At 60.7% G+C, this 21432-nt stretch carries 15 protein-coding genes; 8 read left to right on the forward strand and 7 right to left on the reverse strand.

Going from position 1 to position 21432, the window contains the following annotated elements; genetic code table 11:
- Nucleotides 1-11 precede the first annotated feature (11 nt).
- Together HD598_RS13850 and HD598_RS05585 are read right to left on the reverse strand one after the other, a co-directional pair.
- Nucleotides 12-65 carry a chloramphenicol resistance leader peptide gene (locus tag HD598_RS13850; RefSeq protein WP_011113070.1) on the reverse strand — a complete coding sequence of 18 codons (54 nt, stop codon included), beginning with the start codon at nt 63-65 and terminating at the stop codon, nt 12-14.
- 342 nt (nt 66-407) lie between these two features.
- Nucleotides 408-1484: a DNA-methyltransferase gene (locus HD598_RS05585; RefSeq protein ID WP_241095361.1), complete on the reverse strand. Its 1077-nt coding sequence runs from the start codon at nt 1482-1484 to the stop codon at nt 408-410.
- 403 nt (nt 1485-1887) lie between these two features.
- Here HD598_RS05585 and HD598_RS13300 point away from each other — a divergent pair, with 403 nt between their 5' ends.
- The 3 genes from HD598_RS13300 to HD598_RS05600 all read left to right on the forward strand — a co-directional run bounded on the left by HD598_RS13300 (nt 1888) and on the right by HD598_RS05600 (nt 4568).
- Nucleotides 1888-2805: a hypothetical protein gene (locus tag HD598_RS13300; RefSeq protein WP_206348526.1), complete on the forward strand. Its 918-nt coding sequence runs from the start codon at nt 1888-1890 to the stop codon at nt 2803-2805.
- 1 nt (nt 2806) lies between these two features.
- Entirely contained in the window at nt 2807-3616 is an 810-nt protein-coding gene (locus tag HD598_RS05595; protein ID WP_183664395.1) for a hypothetical protein, read from the forward strand.
- A 103-nt stretch (nt 3617-3719) separates the two neighbouring features.
- A complete protein-coding gene (locus HD598_RS05600; RefSeq protein ID WP_183664397.1) occupies nt 3720-4568 on the forward strand; it encodes a hypothetical protein in 849 nt (282 codons plus the stop codon).
- A 90-nt stretch (nt 4569-4658) separates the two neighbouring features.
- Here the strand turns inward: HD598_RS05600 and HD598_RS05605 are convergent, their stop codons facing one another.
- The 4 genes from HD598_RS05605 to HD598_RS05620 form a co-directional block, all read right to left on the reverse strand.
- Nucleotides 4659-5543, reverse strand: coding sequence for an AraC family transcriptional regulator (locus HD598_RS05605; RefSeq protein ID WP_183664399.1), 885 nt, complete (start codon nt 5541-5543; stop codon nt 4659-4661).
- Between the two features lie 286 nt (nt 5544-5829).
- Nucleotides 5830-7164, reverse strand: coding sequence for an MFS transporter (locus HD598_RS05610; protein WP_183666637.1), 1335 nt, complete (start codon nt 7162-7164; stop codon nt 5830-5832).
- A 500-nt stretch (nt 7165-7664) separates the two neighbouring features.
- The gene (locus tag HD598_RS05615) at nt 7665-8933 is read right to left on the reverse strand and encodes an MFS transporter (protein WP_183664401.1); all 1269 of its coding nucleotides are present in this window, start codon (nt 8931-8933) and stop codon (nt 7665-7667) included.
- Nucleotides 8930-10585 carry an ABC-F family ATP-binding cassette domain-containing protein gene (locus HD598_RS05620; RefSeq protein WP_183664403.1) on the reverse strand — a complete coding sequence of 552 codons (1656 nt, stop codon included), beginning with the start codon at nt 10583-10585 and terminating at the stop codon, nt 8930-8932. Before HD598_RS05620 ends, HD598_RS05615 begins: the two co-directional genes overlap by 4 nt.
- Here HD598_RS05620 and HD598_RS05625 point away from each other — a divergent pair.
- A complete protein-coding gene (locus tag HD598_RS05625) occupies nt 10574-10717 on the forward strand; it encodes a hypothetical protein (protein WP_183664405.1) in 144 nt (47 codons plus the stop codon). The two genes, HD598_RS05620 and HD598_RS05625, sit on opposite strands and share 12 nt — an antisense overlap.
- Nucleotides 10718-10932: 215 nt before the next feature.
- The gene (mobF, locus tag HD598_RS05630) at nt 10933-14448 is read left to right on the forward strand and encodes a MobF family relaxase (protein WP_183664407.1); all 3516 of its coding nucleotides are present in this window, start codon (nt 10933-10935) and stop codon (nt 14446-14448) included.
- 155 nt (nt 14449-14603) lie between these two features.
- Here the strand turns inward: mobF and HD598_RS05635 are convergent, their stop codons facing one another.
- On the reverse strand, nt 14604-17543 hold the full coding sequence (locus HD598_RS05635) for a hypothetical protein (protein ID WP_183664409.1): 2940 nt from the start codon (nt 17541-17543) through the stop codon (nt 14604-14606).
- Nucleotides 17544-17937: 394 nt separating this feature from the next.
- Here HD598_RS05635 and HD598_RS05640 point away from each other — a divergent pair, with 394 nt between their 5' ends.
- The 3 genes from HD598_RS05640 (at nt 17938) to HD598_RS05650 (ending at nt 21348) form a co-directional block, all read left to right on the forward strand.
- Nucleotides 17938-18303 (forward strand): sulfate permease, encoded by a 366-nt coding sequence (locus HD598_RS05640; RefSeq protein ID WP_183664411.1) that lies wholly within the window; start codon nt 17938-17940, stop codon nt 18301-18303.
- A gap of 391 nt (nt 18304-18694) precedes the next feature.
- Complete coding sequence (locus HD598_RS05645; protein ID WP_206348524.1) at nt 18695-19369, forward strand: hypothetical protein; 675 nt, start codon at nt 18695-18697, stop codon at nt 19367-19369.
- Nucleotides 19366-21348 (forward strand): ATP-binding protein, encoded by a 1983-nt coding sequence (locus HD598_RS05650; protein WP_183664413.1) that lies wholly within the window; start codon nt 19366-19368, stop codon nt 21346-21348. Before HD598_RS05645 ends, HD598_RS05650 begins: the two co-directional genes overlap by 4 nt.
- Nucleotides 21349-21432: the final 84 nt, after the last annotated feature.

A 21432-nucleotide genomic window follows, 5' to 3' on the forward strand; every position in this document is an offset into this window, starting at 1 on the left:
GAGGTGTGAGATCAAGAGATGGTTCTTCTTGTCACCACGGCCAGCGCCCCGGGTACGCCAGACATACGCCCACAGAGATCGTGGGCGTTGTAACTAGTGGTTCAAGGGGCTGGCGGCGTGACCGACAACCCCTGACCTGTCTGATTCGGGACTCGACATACCCCAAACTCTACACGCCTTCAATGGCGAGCGGTCTGGACAGATACTTCTTGAATAGGCACGGGGTCATTGCGCGCGGGGGCAGAACAACGTCCCTGGACATCACCGGACTGACGAGAATGCCGGAGAGTCCGCCATGACCGCGGTCGTCTCGTGAGCAATCCGTCCGTCTCCGCGTAGCTAGCTGCAAGAATCGGGTTTGCCGCCCTCCAGTGATCTGGCGAGGACCGATGTGGCCGAATTGATGTTCAGCGGCCCAACCGAGATTGAATCAACGGCAAGTATGCCGGATCCTTCTCCACCGCCACCACTCGAAACCCAGCGCTGACTGCGGCCTCGATGGTGGTCCCGGATCCGGCGAACGGTTCCAACACGGTGCCGCCCGGCGGGGTGAGCAGGGTGATCAGCCAGCGCATGAGTCCGAGCGGTTTCACTGTCGAATGCGACACCCCGAACGCGCGGGGACGTTCGGCCTGTGAAGGCTTGTGTTCAAAACGGAAGATGGGGAATTTCCGTGACAGCGACTCGCCCTGCCACGTCCCCGTCAACACATCTAAAGAGTCCGCCTGGGACGCATCGAAAGCGACATTCGTCGGCCACCGGTCATCGGCAAACCGGGCTCCGTCAATGTTGATCCCGCCGACACCATGCGCGAGCACGTTCCGGACTGTGTTCTGCTCGGGTGGCTTGCGGGCGATGATGATCGGCTCGAACGCCGGACGCAACGCCGTGCCCCACCCCTCCCAGAGCTGTGCGTCTTCCGTCACGGGTGTGCCCTTCGAGAGCACCGTGCGCGTCGCACCGAGCACACCATCATGCTCGGTGGTCTGCACCGTACGGTCGGGACGGTGCGCACCGTGGTGTTTGTCGAGTGCGTGCGAAAGGTCCATCGACTTCGGCATCCCAGTGGTGTGCAGCCAGGCAATCTGATCCCGGATCTCAAACCCGGCGTCCTCGATGCCGCGCACCATCCTGTGCCATGTGCGTGCACCACCGAACACTGCAATGTGTGCGCCCGGCTTCAGCGCGTGCAATGCGCCGTGCGCCCAAGCGGTGCACCAGGCCTCGAATATCTCTGGCCCAGTCATTGCGCTGGTATCGAGGTGAGAGAGGGAGTCGCGGAACCCACTGGCGTCGTCCCAGGAGTGCCCGTTGAAGCTGAGCCCGTAGGGCGGGTCGGTGACCAGGGCATCGATACTCGCCGCCGTGAGGAGCGGGAGGAGCTGGACGGTATCGCCCTCGTAGAGCGTGACCTGGTCGTCGGCGTAGCTGGGTGCGGGTAAGTGCCCGGCGGGCATAGCCGGTGGCGGCGTGGGGTCGGGCATGGTGGAGCTCCCTGCTGTTCGGGGCATGTCCGCCGCTGTGTCGGCATGACAGGCTCACCCAGCAGGTACGGGGCCAACCGCAGAACGACGAGGCGACACAAGCCACGTGTCGCCTCGAGCCGAGAGCGCCGATTTCACCGCTTCGTGCCATCCGACGAGCCGATCGAGTTTCGCTGATTCCCAGTGCCTCAGATCTCCCACACACGATCGGCAATCAACGTGAAATCGCCGACCCGGCCACCACCATTCGCTACCTGGCGAAATTGGCGGAGGTGGTCCGGCCACATCCTCCCAATGCTGACAGCTTAAAATGTTGGGCCGGAAACCTGCCGAGTATCCCTGCGGCACAAGTCGGTAGATTTTACCATCTTGTATGCGAACCTGCTGTCATATGCTGATTGACATGGCACCGAAACCTGAGTTCACATCCGACGACTACGTGGATCCCAACGTTCCCGAAGACGAATTGCGCATCCGCTCCGACCATCCGCAGGTCCGAGACCTGTCTTACGACCGCAGTCGCATGCGCCAGCTAAATGACCTCTACAAAGGCGCAATGTTCGACCCCGGTTGGGATCGAAATGATGCACTCGATCCCGATGACGAATCGACTTGGCAAACCGAGCGCCTCGAGCTTTACATCAAGGAACGTGCGCGCGGCAAAGGATACGTCTCTGACTTCATCTACAACAGTCGAGACTTACCCGTCACTGTTTATGGCATTCTGATCAATCGCGGCCGGGGGCTGGAGATTGCTGAGCTAGAACTCTTCCGAACCTCTTGGGGATACTTTGATGACTGGGGCGACTTCGTCGGCGAGGATGGCAACGACCAGCAGAAAGAACGCAGCGAACCTGAGCAGCTCATCACCAGCGATGTCTTGCGACGGATCCCACTTGGAAGAATCGTCGCAATGGCGCAGCAATCCCTGGCCCACGAGGCATGGCGCACCGATGGCCTCCAGGTTCTCATGGGACGGGATCGTGGACCCGACGAACTTACTTCCGAAGAAGTCAACGCCCTCGAGTCAGGCGCGCGTGCCGCCAAGCAGACCAAACGAGGACGCCCGCCACTTCCGGACAGCACCCTCACCGAGATTGCACACGCATATCTCGAAGAAGCACCTGCTGGAGTCGGTCTCCTCAAACGTCTCGCAGCACGCTTCGATCGTCCAGAGGCGACCGTCAGAGACTGGATCGCCTCTGCACGCCGCGAAGGGTTCCTCACTCCCGCGATTCCCGGAAAACGGGGCGCAGGTCCGGGACCTCGGCTCACCACGGATCAGACGCGACGTAGCCCGGGAGTGGACAATGCAGGTTGAAATGGACCCAGAGGAGACTGTCGCAAAGCTCTGGCAGGCGTGCGACCGTTGGACGGAACGTGCCGAGTGCTTCGAGAAGCTTGCGGATGCAGGGTTCCCTGACGGTTCACGACTACACCGAGATAATGCCAGCGCAACCGTCGGCGAGGACTCGCTCGCCGTATCGAGGTATGTCCAGGAGCGAGCGAGGAACGCTGCACGGATGCTGCGTGCACTACATCGGGATATCTTCAAGACTGAACCAGGGCGTTTCCACCTGGACGCGACGGTGCTGTACCCGCTGATGCGCGCTGCCATCGAGGATGCGACGACGATCGCTTGGCTTCAGGCTCCCGAGGATCGCAAGGAACGCCTCACCCGAGCGTTCCGTGCGCTATTCACCGACTCGCTCTATTTCACAGAGAACCACCTGCTTCTGGCTACTGCTGCACCTACCGTCGGCGCTGTGCCTGTGGAGATGGGTGAGGCACTTTCGGCGCACATCACTGCTGAGAGGACAGCAACACGGACACACTTCGAACGCCTCGCGGGCGAGTTGGGGCTCGACGTTTCCGAGTCGACGAGGAAGCTGACTACCAGCGCGCCGGTAAAGGTCCACTACGGCGATAACAGCGTGGAGTTTGCTACTTGGAAGTTTCTGAGCGACCTGAGCCACTTCTCTTTCATGATGTTGCGACACCTCGCGACCACACCGATCCCTGGCACACCGACACCTTTGCTCCATGCAACGATGCTCCAGTTCGCTCAGACAGTTAACCGAGTGTGCAGTGACGCAGCCGAGCGGATCGAACAGTCCGCATCCATCAGATAGAAACGACTCTTACAATGGCACATTCACTCCATTCGTCAATGACCCGCGCGCTAAAATGTCGGTTCGCGAAGCCCTGGGAACGCGAGACGGATAGGTTACGACCATGACGAAGCGGCGGTCCAGGACAAACCCTCAACTTGCCGAGGACAACGAGTGGCTACGTCGGCTAGATCGAATCTCGTTGGCCGTCGACGCCTGGCGGAAACGCGCCGAGAACCCGACGTCGCCTGAGCATGGAAGCTCGCTCGCGGCCGACTCCATGGAGGGGCTAAGTGTCGAGAACCCCATCTGGTACTCGATGTGCATCTCTTCCGAGCACCTAGATTTCGCAATCGACGCCATGCGGGCAACGAGCACGATGTATCCGACCGCCTATATGACCGTCGCGCGAACTGCGTTTGTCGCGGCCGTGAACGCGGTGTGGATGCTCGCACCGTCAGCGCGGCAAGAGCGTCGCGAGCGTGCGCTCAAGCTCCGTGCCGATGATCTTCGCGTTCAGGTGACATCTTTTCGCGATATGAAGATCCCGGACGGTAAACCCCAGGAAGCTCGCGCCGACCTCTTGGACCAGCTGCGTGAGCGGCAGGCCAGCCTGCAGTCGGTGGCGAAGTCACTCAGCATGACGGAAGATGTCACAAAGATCAGGTTCAATCAGACCAAGGCGATCGACTGGGTGGCTGAGCATATGCACGGCGTCGACGATGATCTCCTCATCGGTGCCACGCAATCCGTCTGGCGATCAGGCAGCGCGGCGGCTCACGCGCAGTACCACTTCGGCATTATGCGAGTCGACCGTAACGAGACGGTACGCGATGCTGGGGGCGGTTCGGTCGTGCGGCTCCGCGGCGATCTTGATAGCGACGTTGGCCCGGCCTTGGCAGCGGCAGCCATGACGCTGAGCGAAGCATTTCGGCTGTACGATCTCCGGCGCGTATCCCACGACCGCACTTGACTGTTGGCCGACCACGGAGGGCGTCGGGAGTTGCGGGTCTGCCACGGTGACGCAGACGTTTCTTGACTGAGGCTCAAGGTTGCGCGTAGTTCAAGGGAGCCGCGCGGGTATCGAATATAGTTCGTGACTTTCGTTGTGCTTGAAGCGCGCATAGGCGCGAGGGGCCACCCCGTATCTTTGCTTGAAGGCTCGCGATGCAACAGCAGGGTCGCTCCACCCGACGGCTGAAGCGATCTCTCCCACACCGAGTCTCGTGGTGGCAAGAAGCTCGGCCATTTGGTCTGTTCTCAGCTGACGAAGATATGCCGCCGGTGATATCCCAACCTGGGCACGAAATAGTCGGGCCAGTTGCGAGCCTGACAACGCGACCTCGCGGGCCAACACGTCAATCCGCCATGGACGCCCCAGATCGGCACGCATCAGTGCGATAGCCAGCGTCACCTCCCGACGCGGGGTTACCCCCGTAGCCATCGACACCTCGCTGAAATCCGATGGGATACCGTTCAGATGCCCCACCGCATGGAACACACTCGTTGCCATCGACAGCAGTGCGAAATCCCCGCCGTCACTATTACCCAGGCGCGCCAAGCGTCCAAGCGTTGGGGCAAGGTCACGCATCGCTGAGGCGGCCAGTTGCAACTGCTGGAGTTGTGGTTCGCATTTAAGCGCGCGGTGCAGATTGTGCACAAGGGGATGCGTAGCCGATAGCCATCGCATTTGATCGACCAGATACTCAGGATGGAAATAGAACGTCACCGTTCGTGCATGTCCGTCAGGGAATCCTCGACATTCGATACCTGCCGGAATCGTAAGAATGCTCCCCGATTCTAATAGCACCTCTCCCAAGGGTGAGGACACTCGCGCCCATCCCGAGATCGTGAACACAACCTTCACGGAGTCCACCACCACTGGCCCCGAATCGACATACGCAGTCTGTTCACGCACCGCCAGTGGGATCATGCCCGGATCGGGCATGATCCCCTCAGAAACGATTGTCATTGACCCTCGCTTCGGTGAAGACGACCTTCAGCTGATTGGTCGGCTGATGGACCTTCCAGTAGGCAGCACCGCACATCGCGCCTGAGCATGGAGAAGCAGCGTGCCCGATACTCGGACGCGGCACGGCACAATGAAGCGTTCTGCTTTGAGCCACGAGTGGTTCAAAGCAGAACTTCTCAGTCGTCATGTTCGACATAGCTAGGTGGTCAGTCGAAGTTCGGAAGTATCCGCACGATTCTCCATTTTGCGTGGATGATCTGTGTCATGACGCGGTCACTTCTGCGTCGCTTGATACAGCTATCCGGATTCGGGAGGCTAGGAGGCCCGCGGCAACGAGTCCGATGATCGCCAAGATGCTGGCGACAAAGTACGGAGTATTCCCAGAAAATGCTGGCGCAAACCCGATCCCGAGATAGATTGCTATCCCGGTTGAACCGCCTAGCTGGTCAGCAGCTCTTTGCACTCCGGAAGCGATGCCTGCATCCTGTTCAGTGACACCAGTAACAGAGACATATTGAAGCCCGACGAGACCGAAGCCCATGCCTGCTGCGATCAGGATCATGGCAGGGATCATTGCGGGTGCCGGTGCGTGCAAATGGACGACTAGGGCAATTGATGCCATGGCCAGTGCTGTGAATACAAGGCCAGCAAGGATGCACACGCGAGCACCCCAACGGCCAAGCAAGCGCGGCACGTATGTCACCGCAACTACCAGTGACACAGCCAATGGGACGAGCATGAGCCCTGTGGCGAGCGGGCTCAGGCCCAGACGATCCTGAAGGTAGAACGTGAAGAGCAAGAATGATGTCGACAATGCAGCGCTCAACAGCGCAGTTGACGCGTTTGCCAGTGTTCTCGCACGGTGTCGGAAGAAGCTAATCGGAACCATAGGGTTCGCGGCTTTTCGTTCGAACACGACGAAAAGTGTGCCGCATATGAACGACGCCAGAATCGCGAGGATCCAGATCATCGGATAGCGGCTTGACCCCGCTTCGACGATGCCGAAAACAAAAAGGAGGGGTGTAACCGTGAGCAAGACCGCACCGCGCAGGTCGAGCGGAACGCGTTCAAGTGAGCGTCCGGGCGGAACGAGGAAACTTGTAGCGACGAGAACAATGGCGACAAATGGAATAGCTACCAAGAAGATCGATCGCCATCCCAAGAACTCTGTGATGATTCCGGAAAGTACGAACCCGAGCACCAAGCCACAGCTGGCGACAGCAGCCCATACGCCCAGCGCGCGTGAACGCGGAGTCCCCTCGGGGAACAGCATGACAATAATGGCCATTGCCGCGGGCAGAGCGAGCGCTTCGCCAACGCCTTGAAGAAGTCTCGCCGCAACAAGGATAGGAAATGACCATGCTGTTCCCGCGAGCAGTGAGGCTGCACCGAAAATTGCAGTCCCAGCAAGGAGGATGCGCCGCCGCCCAAACATGTCACCAAGACGACCGCCGAGCATCAGAAGGCCACCACCAGCGATTGTGTACGCGACCACGACCCAGGTGAGCTGACGCTCGCTAGCGCCGAACTCCGCTCCGATCGAGGGCAATGCGACATTAACAACAGTCACATCGATAGCGATAAAAAACTGCAGCATCGCAAGGCAGACCAAGGTCAGCCAAGCGCGCACCGATGAGTCACTTCGGCGCGAAGAAAAAGTATGAAAAGACACTAAAGGCTCCGTTGTTCGAGAATGAACCCCGGGCAGCACAAAACGCCGCTCCGGGTAGATCACGAAGCGTCGGAAACGTTAAAAGAAGGAACGCTCCGCCGCTAGCGGAGCGTCTTCGTTACTGCGACAGCAGTCGCACCTGAAGGACTTGACATACCAGCCACCATACCGGCTGTCTGACCTTCTGTCACAGCAAATCTCGGTGCTGCGTAGCCGCGCAAGCGTTGGAGCTGAAAGTAGCGGAGTCTACAACGTCCACGTGTTGCACACCACCGGCCCCACTCATCAGCACATTCGATTCTGCGTGCACGAAGAACAACCTCATAAAATTCGTGCGTTCAATGTGATGGCAGTGCAGGCCGTCTTGTTTCGAGTCGATGGTGGTTCGAAAAAGACGGCCTGCGCCGACTTTGAAATCATGTCGTCTAAGGAACGTCCAGGAGGTACTTCTTCTCGCTTTCACGCATGCGTCCAGCCAGCATCGCGATTAGAGCCAAGGATGGTGGGATGGTCCCCGCGATCACGAAGATCACCGGGATAGGTACTAGCAGTGAAAGTGGCCCTGCGATGGCGATCGAGATGGGCATGAACGCGATTGACACGAAGAAGTCGAGACTGGCGACTCGGCCGATCATGTCGAGCGGCACCAATCGTTGTAATAGCGTTCCCCAGATGACTACGCCCGCTCCAGTAAGCGCTCCCACAATGAACAACGCTGTCAGCATCAGAATCAAATTATCGGCAATGCCGATCACCACGAGCGGAAGTGTGCCACCGCCCCAACATACGATCATGAATGTTAGATAGCGACGAGGGAGTCTCAGAGACGAGACCACCAACGAGCCGATCGCCCCGCCGATGCCGTATGCGGCTAGAAGGAAACCGAAAGTGGCTTCGGCGTCCTCGAACCGCGCACGGGTGAGGAAAGGTAGGAGTACTTCGATGGGGCCTTGAATGATGAGTGCGAGCGAGCACCCGAAGATCAGCGTCCAGAGGAGCCAGCGCGTGTCCATCACATACTTCACTCCCGCCCGGAGGTCTCCCCAGACGCTGGGACGTTCCACCGGTAGCACGGGCTTGGTCACTTCCTGACGTCGACTCAGGAACAAAGTGATGACGAAAGCGACCACATACGATGCCGCGACAACGGCTGCCCCGACGGCAGGGAAGAACAGACCGACGACCATTCCTCCCAGTGCAGGCCCGAGACCCTGCCCCATCGACGGACGAAGAGCACCTTCGAGCCCATTCGCGGCAAGTAGTTCTTCTGGCGGAAGCACCTGGGGCAAATATGCACTGTAGGCCGGATAGAAGAATGCGCTCCCAGCACCCATCGCAAAAGATGCAGCGCCGACATGCCACAACTCGATAGCCCCGCTGAACGACAAAACTGCCGCCGCCGTCATCACAGCGGCGGTGCACCCCTGCACGATGATAATGATGTGCCGCTTGGAGAACCTGTCGGCGACCACGCCCCCCAAGATCGCGAAGGCAAACAGACCAAGACTCATCCCTGTTGCCACTGCCGAGAGCGCAAGCGGACTGTCGTCAAGTGCAAGCACTTGAAAAACCATAACGATCGTCCACATACCGGTGCCGAAGACCTGAATTCCAACTGCGCCGAACAACAGACGATAGTCCCGGGAAGCCAACGGGCGAAGGGCGCGTATACGAATAGGATTCTTTGCGATCATGCCAGCACGTCGCCTTCGGCCCTGGCGGTCAGCTGAAGTTGTGGCCAGCTGGCGACATCGCGTAGGAGTTGCCGGTCATGACTTGACAACACAACAGCGGCTTGAGTTGCCCCGAGCGCAATGGTGAGTTCGTCGACAAGAGTGAAGGAGAGGTGGTTGGTGGGTTCGTCCAGGAGCAGCAGATGAGGGCGTTTCGAGAGCACGAGCGCGAGGTCGAGACGGCGCTGTTGACCCATCGACAGTTCGCCCACACGCTTGCCGGTTTCGCGGGGCCGCAAGAGGCCAAGCTGCGAGAGGCTGACCACTTCCGATTGCAACAGCACTCCTGCAGAGACGAGTGCACCGATATGCGCGGCATAGACTTCGCTCGCCCGCCGGTCCAAAGGTAGTGCGGATTCTTGATGCAGAAACCCTATGCGGGTGCTGCCCGGCCTCTGAATGGTTCCCGTGTCCTGCACAAGCTCGCCGCTGACCACACGAAGCAGCGTCGATTTTCCTGCCCCGTTCGGGCCAGTGACAACGAGTCGGCCACGGTGCGACAGCGTAAACGACACCGACGTTGCCAACCGACCGGCCACACTAACGTTATCGACGCTAAGGAGAGCAGCTCCGGTTCGAGTTGGAAGGTCGGGGAATCGGAACAGCTGCGGTGGCTCAGGCACTGTCACCGGGTGTGCTTCGAGCGCTTCCCGTCGACGATGCACGTTCTGAACGTGTCCACCTGCTCGCGTGGCTCGGCCGTGCTTGTTGGTTCCCTTCTCAGGTCGCCACCCAGAGATGAGTCTGTTTTGCGCGGCGCTGAGACTTTCTTGCAGCCGTGTATGCTCCGCCTGCTGACGCTCGTAATCCTGTTCCCAACGTTCTCTTTCGCTCAGACGCCCCTCCTGATAGCCGGCATACCCGCTGCCGTAGATGCGTGGACGATTATCGGGTGCTGGGTCGAGATCGATGATGGTCTCAGCGATGTCAGACAGCAAGGCTCGATCGTGGCTGACGATAATCACGCCACCACTGCGTGCTCGGAGCTGCGCGGTCAAGAATTCCAGTCCACTTCGGTCGAGATGGTTGGTGGGCTCGTCGAGCAACAGGAAGTCGTCCTCACTGCCAAGGAGACACGCCAACCTCACCCGATACCGTTGCCCCACAGAGAGGTCAGCAAGCAGTCTGGTCATGTCTGTTTCTGCGTCGAGCGCTTCGAGGGCGATCTGCACGCGGCGTTCGGCGTCCCAAGCCTGGATCGCTCCGGCAAACTCCAACGCAGCCGCATATTCCTCTGCAGCTCCTTCTCTGTCATCGGCAAGAGCACTAGCGGCGGCATCAAGCGCCAAGACGGCAGCGCGAGGCACTGCCATCGCCTCCGCAACGGCTTGCCCCACCGTCCGACTGTCAGTGGCGGTCATTTCCTGTTCTGCGAGGCCAAGAGTGCCTGTGCGCTGGACACTTCCGCTATCGGGTGAAAGCACACCAGCGAGCACATAAAGGAGAGTCGACTTTCCACGTCCGTTTTCGCCAACAATTGCGATACGTGATTGGGCCGTAACGGTGAGATCGACGTGATTGAGGACAGGTGTGGCTCCACGCATGAGAGACACATCAGCGAGGGTGAGTTGCGCGCGATGGCGCGCCGGATGTACATAGGTATGGGTAAGCATTCGAATCCTTCGAAACGACGCACCACGAGCTTGAAAGCAAACGGGCACGCAAATGACGGCGACCCCGAAGGGTCAGAAAAAGTGGCCGCCGCCTACTCGGAGCTACTCAACGAGCGCGGTGGGCCTACTTAGCCGTCACAGGAAATATAAATGCATAAGGTCAAGCGTACCGTACGATATCGCGTGCTTCCAGTTGGGGCGTCCGTCGTGCTTCGTCGCCACAAGGCTTGATCAACGTGACACAACCCAATTCCTGCATACGTGGGCGATTCAAAAAACACTTTGGCCGCAGGTGAACGAACCAATATCAGCTGGAACTCGTCGATGTGTCGGCATACCTTCCGTGTGTGACGGTGTCAATCAGAGTTATGGCGGCCGGTGCTGGGTACCGGTACCTACTGAACTCCGTCGTAACCGGTGACGGTGATCGCGATGCTGCTTCGTCCCTAACGAGGTATTACCTCGAATCCGGAACACCACCGGGCAAATGGATCGGATCCGGCATCGGAGGCCTACCTGGCGGAGTCCAACCAGGCAGCGAAGTGCATGAGACTCAGTTGCGTCGGTTGATGGGGTTCGGTCAGGACCCGAACACCGGTGAACAGCTTGGACGTCCCTACCGGAAGTTCGCCACTGCAACGGAGCGTGTCGAGCGTCGTCTCAATCGCCTTACGGTGAATCTCTCTCCAGACGAAGTCGCAGCTCAAATGGTGCTGATCGAGGCTGAGGAAGCGGCGAAGCCGACAGGTGCTCCGGTTGCCGGGTTCGATCTCACCTTCTCCGTTCCCAAATCAGTTTCAACATTGTGGGCAGTCGCCGACGGAGGAACACAGACCCTCATCGCCCGCGCTCACCACGCAGCAATCCAAGACGTGCTCGGGCTGCTCGAACGAGAGGTCGCAGCGACTCGCGTTGGTGCGGCCGGGCCGCGGGGTGCGGTCGCACAGGCCGAGATTCGTGGAGTGATCGCTACCGCCTACGATCACTACGATTCCCGCGCCTCCGATCCACAACTGCACACGCATGTAGTGGTCGCGAACCGTGTCCAGACGGTGCGGGACGGGAAGTGGCGCACACTGGACTCTCGAGCTCTTCACGGGGCGATAACTGGATTATCGGAGCACTACAACGCCGTCCTTACCGATCACCTCGCTGTACTACTTGGCGTTGAATGGGAGGCGCGTGAGCGTGGCGCGGGCAGGTCGACGGCGTGGGAGATCGCTGGGGTCCCACAGAACCTGATGGATGAGTTCTCATCCCGCACCCGAGACATCGAACTCGTCAAGGACCGGCTGGTCGCGGAATACCTCGCCAAGCATGGCCGTCAGCCGTCGGCAAAGTTGTTGTGGCAGTTCCGACAGCAAGCCACTCTCGCTACGAGGCCGCCGAAGGAAACGCACTCGCTGCGTGCGCTGACCCAGGATTGGCGTGACCGGGCCACCCGAGTTTTGGGCGAGGACGCGCCGACGTGGGCATCCGCATTGGTTGCAGGCAGCGTACGAGAACCGTTGCTACGGGCCGACGATATTCCGCTGGATGACCTCCGTCTGGTCGCTGAAGCTGTGGTGGAGCGGGTGGGTGATCGTCGGGCGACGTGGAAGCGCTGGAATCTGCATGCCGAGGCCGTGCGGCAGACGATGGGGCTGCGGTACGCCTCAACTGCGGACCGGGACGCTATCACCGGGCTCATTGTGGATGCGGCCGAGCAAGCATCATTGCGGTTGACGCCGCCAGAGCTTGCGTCGAGCCCGCCCGTTTTTCAGCGAGGCGACGGCACGAGCGTGTTCCATCCGAAAGCCTCGACGGTGTACTCCTCCGAGCAGGTCCTGGCCGCTGAGTACCGGCTCCTCGCCGCCTCGAATACGCGCTCCGCGCCTACCGTTTCACTATCCCTGATAGAGCAGGCAGCACGTTCAAAGAGCGGTAGTGGCCCTGTGTTGTCTGCGGATCAGGAACGCGCGATTGCGAAGATCGGGGTCTCTGGCCGGGTGCTCGACGTCCTCGTAGGCCCAGCAGGAACCGGGAAAACGACCACTATGAGTGCTCTCCGCAGGGCGTGGGAGAAGGACCACGGTGCCGGGTCGGTGGTCGGCTTGGCTCCGTCCGCGGCCGCAGCGGATGTACTCGCCCAGGACCTCGGCATCAGTACCGAGAACACCGCAAAATGGTTGCACGAGCACCGCCGCGGCACCTGGAACCTCACCACTGGTCAGCTGGTGATCATCGATGAAGCCTCCCTCGCGGGGACCCTCGCGTTGGACACGCTCACCGCCCACGCCGCCGACGTGGGCGCGAAGGTACTGCTGGTGGGTGATTGGGCTCAGCTGGCCGCGGTCGACGCGGGTGGGGCATTCGGGATGCTCGTCCGGGATCGTGGCGATGCGCCGGAGCTGTTGGATGTGCGCCGCTTCCGCAACGACTGGGAGAAGCACGCCTCCCTCCAGCTGCGTCTCGGAAACACTGATGTCATCGACACCTACCTCGAGCGTGACCGCGTCACCCCGGGAACCTATGAGGACATCCTCGACGCCGCGTACCAAGCCTGGCTCGCTGACCAAGTTGCGGGGAAAACGTCGGTGCTGATCGCGGAGACCCTCGACACGGTATCCGAGTTGAATACGCGTGCCCGCACCGACCGTATTCTCGCAGGCGAAGTCGCGCTGGAAGGGGTGAAGTTGCATGACGGGAACGAAGCTTCTCGTGGTGATCTAATCATCACTCGCCGAAACGACAGGCGTTTGCCGCTCGGCAGGGGGTGGGTGAAGAACGGCGACCGGTGGGAGGTTGTCCGTGCGGGCAACGACGGCTCCCTCGCCGTGAGGCGGGCGCACTCGAAATGGCGGACCACGATCACACTCCCGGCCACGTATGTCGCCGAGCACGTTGAGCTCGGGTATGCGATCACTGCCCACCGTGCTCAAGGCTCCACCGTCGACACCGCGCACGCGATCGTGCATTCACCAGAGGTAACCCGTGAATCGCTCTACGTCGCGATGACCCGTGGCCGGGAGTCCAACCGCGTCTACGTCGCCACCGATCAGCATCACCTTGAGGAGCATCAGCACCGAGACGATCTGGAGATGAGCGCACGGAGCATCCTCTACGGCATCCTCCAACATGTCGGTGCCGAACAGTCCGCGCACGACACCATCACGACTGAGCAAGAGGCATGGGGTTCACTCGCGCAGCTCGCCGCCGAATACGAAACCATCGCTGGGGAAGCCCAACAATCCCGCTGGGTCACCCTCCTTGAAACCTCTGGTCTGGAATCCGAGGTCATTGATGACCTGGTCGAGACAGACTCGTTCGGGATTCTTACCACCGAACTGCGCCGCCTCGAGGCCGACGGGCACAACATCGAAGCCCTCCTCCCACGAGTGGTCCGCGCAGGCAACCTCACTGACGTGGATGATCTCGGTTCCCTGCTCCGATATCGGATCCAGAAAGTCACCGCGAGCTACCCGCCCGCACCGCGGCAGGCTCCCGGGCTGATCGTCGGCCTTGTCCCACGGGCCACTGGCATCACCGACCCCGTGATGCGGCAGGCCCTTGAAGAACGGGAACATCTCATGCAGAACCGGCTCGATGCACTCACCCAAGAGGTTCTCGAACACTCCGCGCCGTGGGTCGACGTTCTCGACGTCGCCGACCCAGTGGCGCGGGGGCGCGGGGTCGAAGCGGTGGTCGCATATCGAGACCGGTGGGGCATCATCGCCGCCAGTCCTCTCGGGGCAGTCCCAGTCGATGATGCGCAACGCATCGACTATGAACGCACCCGCGCACGCATCTACGGACTAGGAAATTCCGACCAGGCAGCTGGTACGTCCATCATCCGCGAGCAGGACGGACGCACCCTCGGCTGACTCGTAAGCCGCGCCTCGTCACCTCGCCTTCGCCAGCTGCGTCCCGTGGTTTACACGGTCGCCTGGCACGCACACCGCAACGGCAGGTGAACAGACGACGGTGGGGCTACGTCACCCAATGACGCAGCCCCACCGTATCTCCTTTCGGGTGCGAGTTATCCCTTCGTCAGGTCGTCGAGATCCGCTACGAGATCTTCATCGCGGACATATCCGGTGCGTTCCCGATACAGGGCGAGACGGCGGCCGAACCAGAGCGTTGCACCGGTCGCGAGAAGCACCAATGCGGTGATGATCCCGGCCCAGGTCCATCCGGCCCCGGTGACGGCCAGCGACGGTGGTCCGGGCGGTGTGACGGGCTTCTCGACCACCTTCGTGGTCTCACCCTCCGCACCGCACTCGCCGCGATGCAGCTGCTCACCGTCTGGGCTGTAGAGCGTCTCGACCCAGAAGTACGTCCCTGCCCGGTCGAACACCAACTCCGCAGAGGTATATTCGCCGGGACCAGTGACGGTGATCAGCTGATCGTGCGTGTCGAACACCAGAGTGTCCGCCTCACACTCTGCCTTACTGCCGGTTTGCAGGTAGGCCTGGAACGCGAGGACCGTGCCTTCCGGGACGGTCCCTTCCACGATGGCGACATCATGCGCCGGATCACCGAGTGTCGCCTCGGGCACCGCGCGCGTGGTCACTCGGAGATCGGTCGGACGCTCGTGAACGAGGGTGGTTTCCCCAGGAGCACCGATGAACCCTTCCGCGAGTACCTCACCGTCCGGGCCGTGCAGGGTTTCGACCCAGAACACCAGCCCTGCCGCATCCACTGTCGTGGTGCCGGACTCGTACTCGCCAGGCCCCTCGACGGGGATCTCCTCGGAGATGAAGAACGGCTCCAGCTCCTCATCTATGGCGGGTTGCTCCGGGTAGGGGCCGTAAGCGCGGAACACGAGGTACGCGCCTTCGGGTAGATCCCCAGCAACGATGGCAGTGTCGCTGATCGGTTCGCTAACGAACGCTTCCGGTGTCGCCTTTGTCGTCACCGATACCTCCACACTTGGTGCGGGAGGCTGGGGTACGTAGAAGCGTTCGAGGATGTCCGCCGGTGAGGACCGGAACGGCTGCACCCGGTCATCTCCTGCGAAGTCCGAGACGATCACGTAGTAGCCAGGCTGCGTGGGGCGGATCTGGTCCGCGTCCGTGTAGCCGAGCTTGTAGATGCCGTTTCGTGCCGGAGTCGTCAGTGCCGTCAACGTCGGAGCCTCGTCGAGGATCAGATCATCGGTGAGCACTGTGTCGGTGGCGAAGGGGCCATAGACGGTGTGGGTGATGAGATCGAGGTCGCCGCCCCAGTAACCGTCACCGGTGAAGTCGCCATGGTTGTCGGGAAACCCGGCCACTTGGATCGTGTCGAATGCGCGCCCGTTCGGGTGCACGTTGTACTCCCGCACCTCCGACGTCACACTGACCGGCCACCGCACACTGGTCGATTCCAGCGGAATACCGTAGTTATCCGCCCAATCCTCCGCGATGTAATCCCGGTACTCATCGGGCTGGCTGGCCAGGCGCATCTCCCACACCCAGGTCACAAATCCCGCATTCGGGTGCGCCACCGGAGGCGACGTGTATGTCCCTGGGCCGGTCGCGGTGACCTGCACGTGTCCGATCGGTGTTGCGTCGCTGGGCACTCCGGCCTGCTCAAGCGGCGGCAGGGTTCCCGGCACCTGATACGCGATGCCGTCGAAAATCACGGGGATGGGTTCCCCGTCGATGCGCAGCCAGACTCCGTTGGTCGACGACACGGTGATCGTGTCCGTCACCGCATCCCCAGGCAGCGCGAGCCTGGCATCGGTCTGTGAGACGGCTTCAGGTTGGAACGGGGACACATGGGTTTCGGCGACCCGCCCAAACCAGTCGGTGAACGACCCGCGAATGTACTTCCCGTTCTCGCCCTGCGCAGCCTGGTCGATGCCCCACACCCAGGTGTAGAAACCTGACTCACCTGCAGTCAAGGACCCTGACGATGCATATTCGCCCGGCCCCTGATTCAGTAGCAGCGTCTCGGTGCCCACCACGGGTGCGCCGTCTGGTGCGGTCTCGGCTTCGACCGGCTGCTCATCGAACGGCCCATAGAGGGTGCCGTTTGCGGTCAGTTCCACCGGGTGCCCGTCGATGACGATCCAGTGGCCGGTACCGACCGTGGAGACGGTGAGGAGATCGACGAAGCTGTCACCCTCGGCGACATATTTGGAGGCGACCTGAGTGCCGATGACCGGCTGGAAATCCAGTGCGATCCACGGCGACTGCGCGGTAGCGGTCACCGCGGCCGGAGTCCCGTTCGCGAGCAGCCGCTGTTGCCCGGGCGTCTCATACAAGTTCACCCGCGCCCCGAGTCCAGCCGCACTGTACGACGCAGACGCGGACACCCGATACTCCGGAACGCCAGGGGTAGGCTTCCCGACGATCGGGTACGTGCCGGTGGTTAGCGCTTTCGAGGTCGTGCCGTCGGTGAAGGTCGCATCCGTGAGCACCACGTTCCCATTCAAGACGGTCGGTGACACAGTGACGGTGAGGGTGCCGTTGTACTGATCGGCCATCGTGACCGCCACATCAACCGATGGGTTCACCGCATGATTCGCGTTCGCTTCCGCGCGCATGGTCGCGAGGTTCCCAAGCACCGTGGCACGGTTTGCCACAGGAACGCGGCCGATATACCAAGAATCACCGCTCATCCCATGCGAGTTGTACGTGACGGGGTCAGCTTCTGCCCACACATACATCTGCACAGCCGCAGTGATGTCGGGGTTCGTGGAATCGCCCCATTTGGAGAGCACATAGTTCAGCTTCGCCAACGTCGTCGAGGAAAGCTGCTGCCCGGTGTGACTGACCAGTTCGGTGACTGTAGTCGGCCCCGTCGTCATATTCCACGGCGCGGGTGCTCCCGCATCCATGCAGTAGACCTGCCGGCCATCGGACTCAGCGATAAACGCACCGACCGTGCCGGTGGTATTCAGATCGCCATACCCAGGACCGAGTGATGCCGCCGACGCGGGACCGGCGGCGATGATGCCTCCGGTGACGAGCACCGCGGTCGCTGCGAGCAATGACCCGAACTGTCGTAGCCGCTGCCTAAACCGTGCTCGTGGCCGCTCGGGCAGATCGCCCGGGCCTCGGAGCGTCGGGGGTGATTGAGATCGCATTCCATACCTCTTTCTGCACCACACCAGGTGGTTGCCTCCTTGTGAGACGGCAGCAACCCCAGACCGGGGGTGCCACCAGCAGACAGGTACGACACCGCAAAGCTCGACACCGGTTGCCCGGTCGACCAGCCCTACCGGGAACCCCGCTATTCGCGTAGAATCGAGGTAGGCAGGACAAACCACACGCCGAGACGAACTGAAAGGTTCAGCAACGCAGACCGCCCAGAGGATCGGGCACTCACCCACACAGGACCAGCCGGCCACCTGATATTCCGTGTGCGAAAGTGAGACCCAGATCATGCTCCTGACCCGACTGTGGAACGCCAGCATCCGCACCCGTAGATTCCTGCGCCGGTGGATGCCGACAAACATCCTCCTCGACAAAATCCGCACCCGACGCGGCCTGAAATGGGGTATCCCCGCGATGCTCCTCGGCGGTATCTACCTCTTCGCCGCCGCCTACTGCACCACCCTCATCGATCACGGCTGGAGCGAATGGCTCTACTTGGTGTTCTTCCTGCTGCTGTGGAACGGCCTCAAGTTGCTCCTCATGGGACCAGTCAGCCTCGTCCTCCTGGCTCGTGTCCGCTTCCAAGAAGCACGCGCCCGCAGTCACAGTAAGCGAGCTGCGGCAGCATGGGAAGTGGCACCCGTCAGCAACTAACTGGCCTGCCGGTCCGCCAGTCCGCCGGACCGGCGCTACGCGTTTGTGATGTGCAAACGGATTTTTAGAGGGCTCCTCGCCAGCAGGCTCCACAGAGTCAGGGACGACCAAGTCGAGATGCCCAGCGTCGATGAGGTACTCGTGGCCTGGATCGGGGCGGAAGTATCACCGAAAGCGGTGTCTACGAGGCCGGAGAACAATAACCCAATCGAGTTTGCGGTCGCCACGCTAGGCAGAGTCATACTCGGGCCCAAAAACCTGAGTCAACCAAACCCGCAGCACGCCCGAATGCCGCTGCTAGCGTGTCGGTGGCCGCTACGCAGCAGGCGTCTGGTTTGATTGGGTAGAGGCTATTGACGACGACGGCGTCGTGTGTAACAGAGAGTAATAGATGACGAGATCTACGACGCGAATGCAGGACGCAGTTCGCATCCTGATGCTCATCGACAAGGCAGCGGAACCCATCGACGGAGCTGCTCTCGCTGCCTCGGACCCGCCGCTCGCAACCGCAGTCGGAGTCGTGCGAACCCAGGTCCGACTCCAGAAACTCGATTTCTGGGTCCGAAACCCCGACTACCTCGCCAACGAACTCCTCAACGACTACGAAGACGGCGATAAGGACCCCACACTCCTCCAAATAGCGGGCGAAATCCTTGACAGCGAAGAGCCTGAACTCCGCCGCTACCCGATGCTCCGTTATTTGTTCGGCGCGTACGAGGACCTGGAAGACGCCCTCTCGATCCTCCGCCAGGCCGACCTTGTTATCCGCCGGAAAAAAGGCCGCCCGGGCAACATAACGCGCACTGACTACTACCTCACCCAAGCCGGAGAGGCTCTGGCTGCCCAAATCCGCCAGGAATACCCCGAACTCGCCTGGTACTCCACCCGAGCAACACTCGTAGTACTCCTGGCCGACGGACAAGGTGCCACCACCCTCAAAGATCGCCAATACCTCATTGATGAGTACATCAAGACCCCACACGGCGTTCGCATCCCCAGCATCACCGGCCGAGCTCGCCGCCGGATAGCAGATATCAGAGCCAACCTAGAAGGACAGCAGCCATGAGCGTCCCTACCCAAGACGAACTGAGGGCCTTGATTGCGGAGAAGTCCGACCTCCCCATCACAAAAGTCGATGAAGTTCTCACCGGGCAAGGCGTCTCGCTCGTCCCGGTGCCGCCCGTCAGCCGCTCAATTGACATCAGCCGACTCCAATTCAGCGGAACCCGAACGAATACCCAGTGGGATGGCCCGTTCGATGAGACATTTGAATTCCCATACGGCGTCACCGCGCTCATCACGAGCGAGAACCTCCGCGGCAAGTCTTCCGTGCTGGAATTGGTCACCTGGGCCTTGCGTGGCAAACCCAGAGACCTTCGTAGCGACGTTAAACCCTGGTTCGACCGGATCTCTCTTGAGTACGCCATCAATGGCATCTCAATGGCAGTCGTCTTGACCAAAAGCGAATCCGGCTTCGTCGCTGACGTTATCCGCGCCACGGATGCGGCAACTTTGCGCGCCTATCTTGCAGGAGAAGGAAACCCCGCTGCCGTCAACATCGTTGGCTCAGGCATGTCAGAGTCGCAGTTTGCCAACTTCCAGGATGAAACCATGATGTCGCTCCTCGGTTTCGACCCCATCACACACTTCCAGAAACACAATGGCAGTGATCAAGGAGCACCACGAACCAACACTTGGCCCGCATACTACGGCGGAATACACCTTCCGCGGAACTCCGATCTCCTATTTGGCGACACCGTCTTCGCAGGCCTCCCTGCCCGTATCCTTCAGATGTACTGCAACGTGCCTCTCATGGGCACCTACATCCGCCTCAACACACTTGTTCGGGTACAACGCCAGGACGAAGCGAATATCGTCCGAAGAGCTACCGAAGATGCCGCCGCGCGTACCAGCAACCGCGCCTCCATCCAAGCTGAACTCGATGCGCTCGACACCAAATTCAATGCCCTCCCGTCAGCATCAGGCCGCCCCTTTGCTGTCGTTGCCAATGAGCTCAGAGAAGCAGAGCGCGATCTTGACACCGCTAACGCAGAAAGCCGAGACGCTGGCCGCACCTTCGACGAAGCTAAAGCGGCGCGACAAGAAGAGGTACTCCGCGCTAGCCGCAGCCGTGAGACCGAACTTGCAGAACTCCTATTCCAGGGACTCAACCCAGCTCACTGTCCTCGATGCGAGCAGAAGTTCGAGGCCAAACGCACTCAACGCGAACTCAGCGACCACGAGTGCGCCGTCTGCACCAAGGAAATCCCCACCGGTGCTCACCATGAAGACGACAGCACTGACGACAACGAAGACGCGGCCAACTCACTCGAAGCGCTCGCAGCCGCAGAGGAGGCGGCCCAGGAAAGCTCCGTCTTTGCCTCCGCAGCCGCAAAGAAGGTACATGATCGTGTCACCGCCCTCGCTGCCGAACTCACTACCGCCAGTCAGGCCGACGAGTTCAACGACCGATTTCGAATTCAACTCGAACAATCCCGATTGGCTGGTCGCCTGGAAAGCTTCCCTGAGGGGAAAAGCACTACCGAGTCTTCCGAAACTATCCGTGTCCTCGAGGCCACCCTTGACATCCTCAAGGACGTCACGACCGAGGAAGCTAGCGAACTCTTCATCGAACTCGACTCCGAAATTCTCGCTATCGGACGCAAGCTCGGAATCGACAATCTCGACTCAGTGAAGCTCAATCGCAACGGGGGAATGAGCGTTGTCACCGCCGGCGTCGAAGACTCCTTCAAGAATCTCAGCGGCGGCGAACGTGTCCGACTACGCGTGGCCGTCATTGCCGCGCTCTTGCGCATCGGTCACCGCTCCGGAGTAGGAAGCCACCCAGGACTTATTCTCCTCGACTCTCCCGGCGACGAGCTCACGGCCGATGCCGAAACAACTCTCCTCACCGAGCTCGATTCCCTCAAGAGCGAGCTCCCAACCCTCCAGGTCCTCGTCGCTTCCGACGATCCGTCCGCAGTTCAGGGCCACCTCGCCGCCGACCAAATCTACGCCAGCCTTGATGGAGGGCCGCTCTGGTGACCGCCTTCAAACTGACCACTGCGACCACTCGACTTATTGTCAGATGCCTCCAGCACTGCCTTGACCAACCCAGCGAGGAGGTTG

Source organism: Neomicrococcus aestuarii, from assembly GCF_014201135.1.
Lineage (GTDB): Bacteria > Actinomycetota > Actinomycetes > Actinomycetales > Micrococcaceae > Neomicrococcus > Neomicrococcus aestuarii.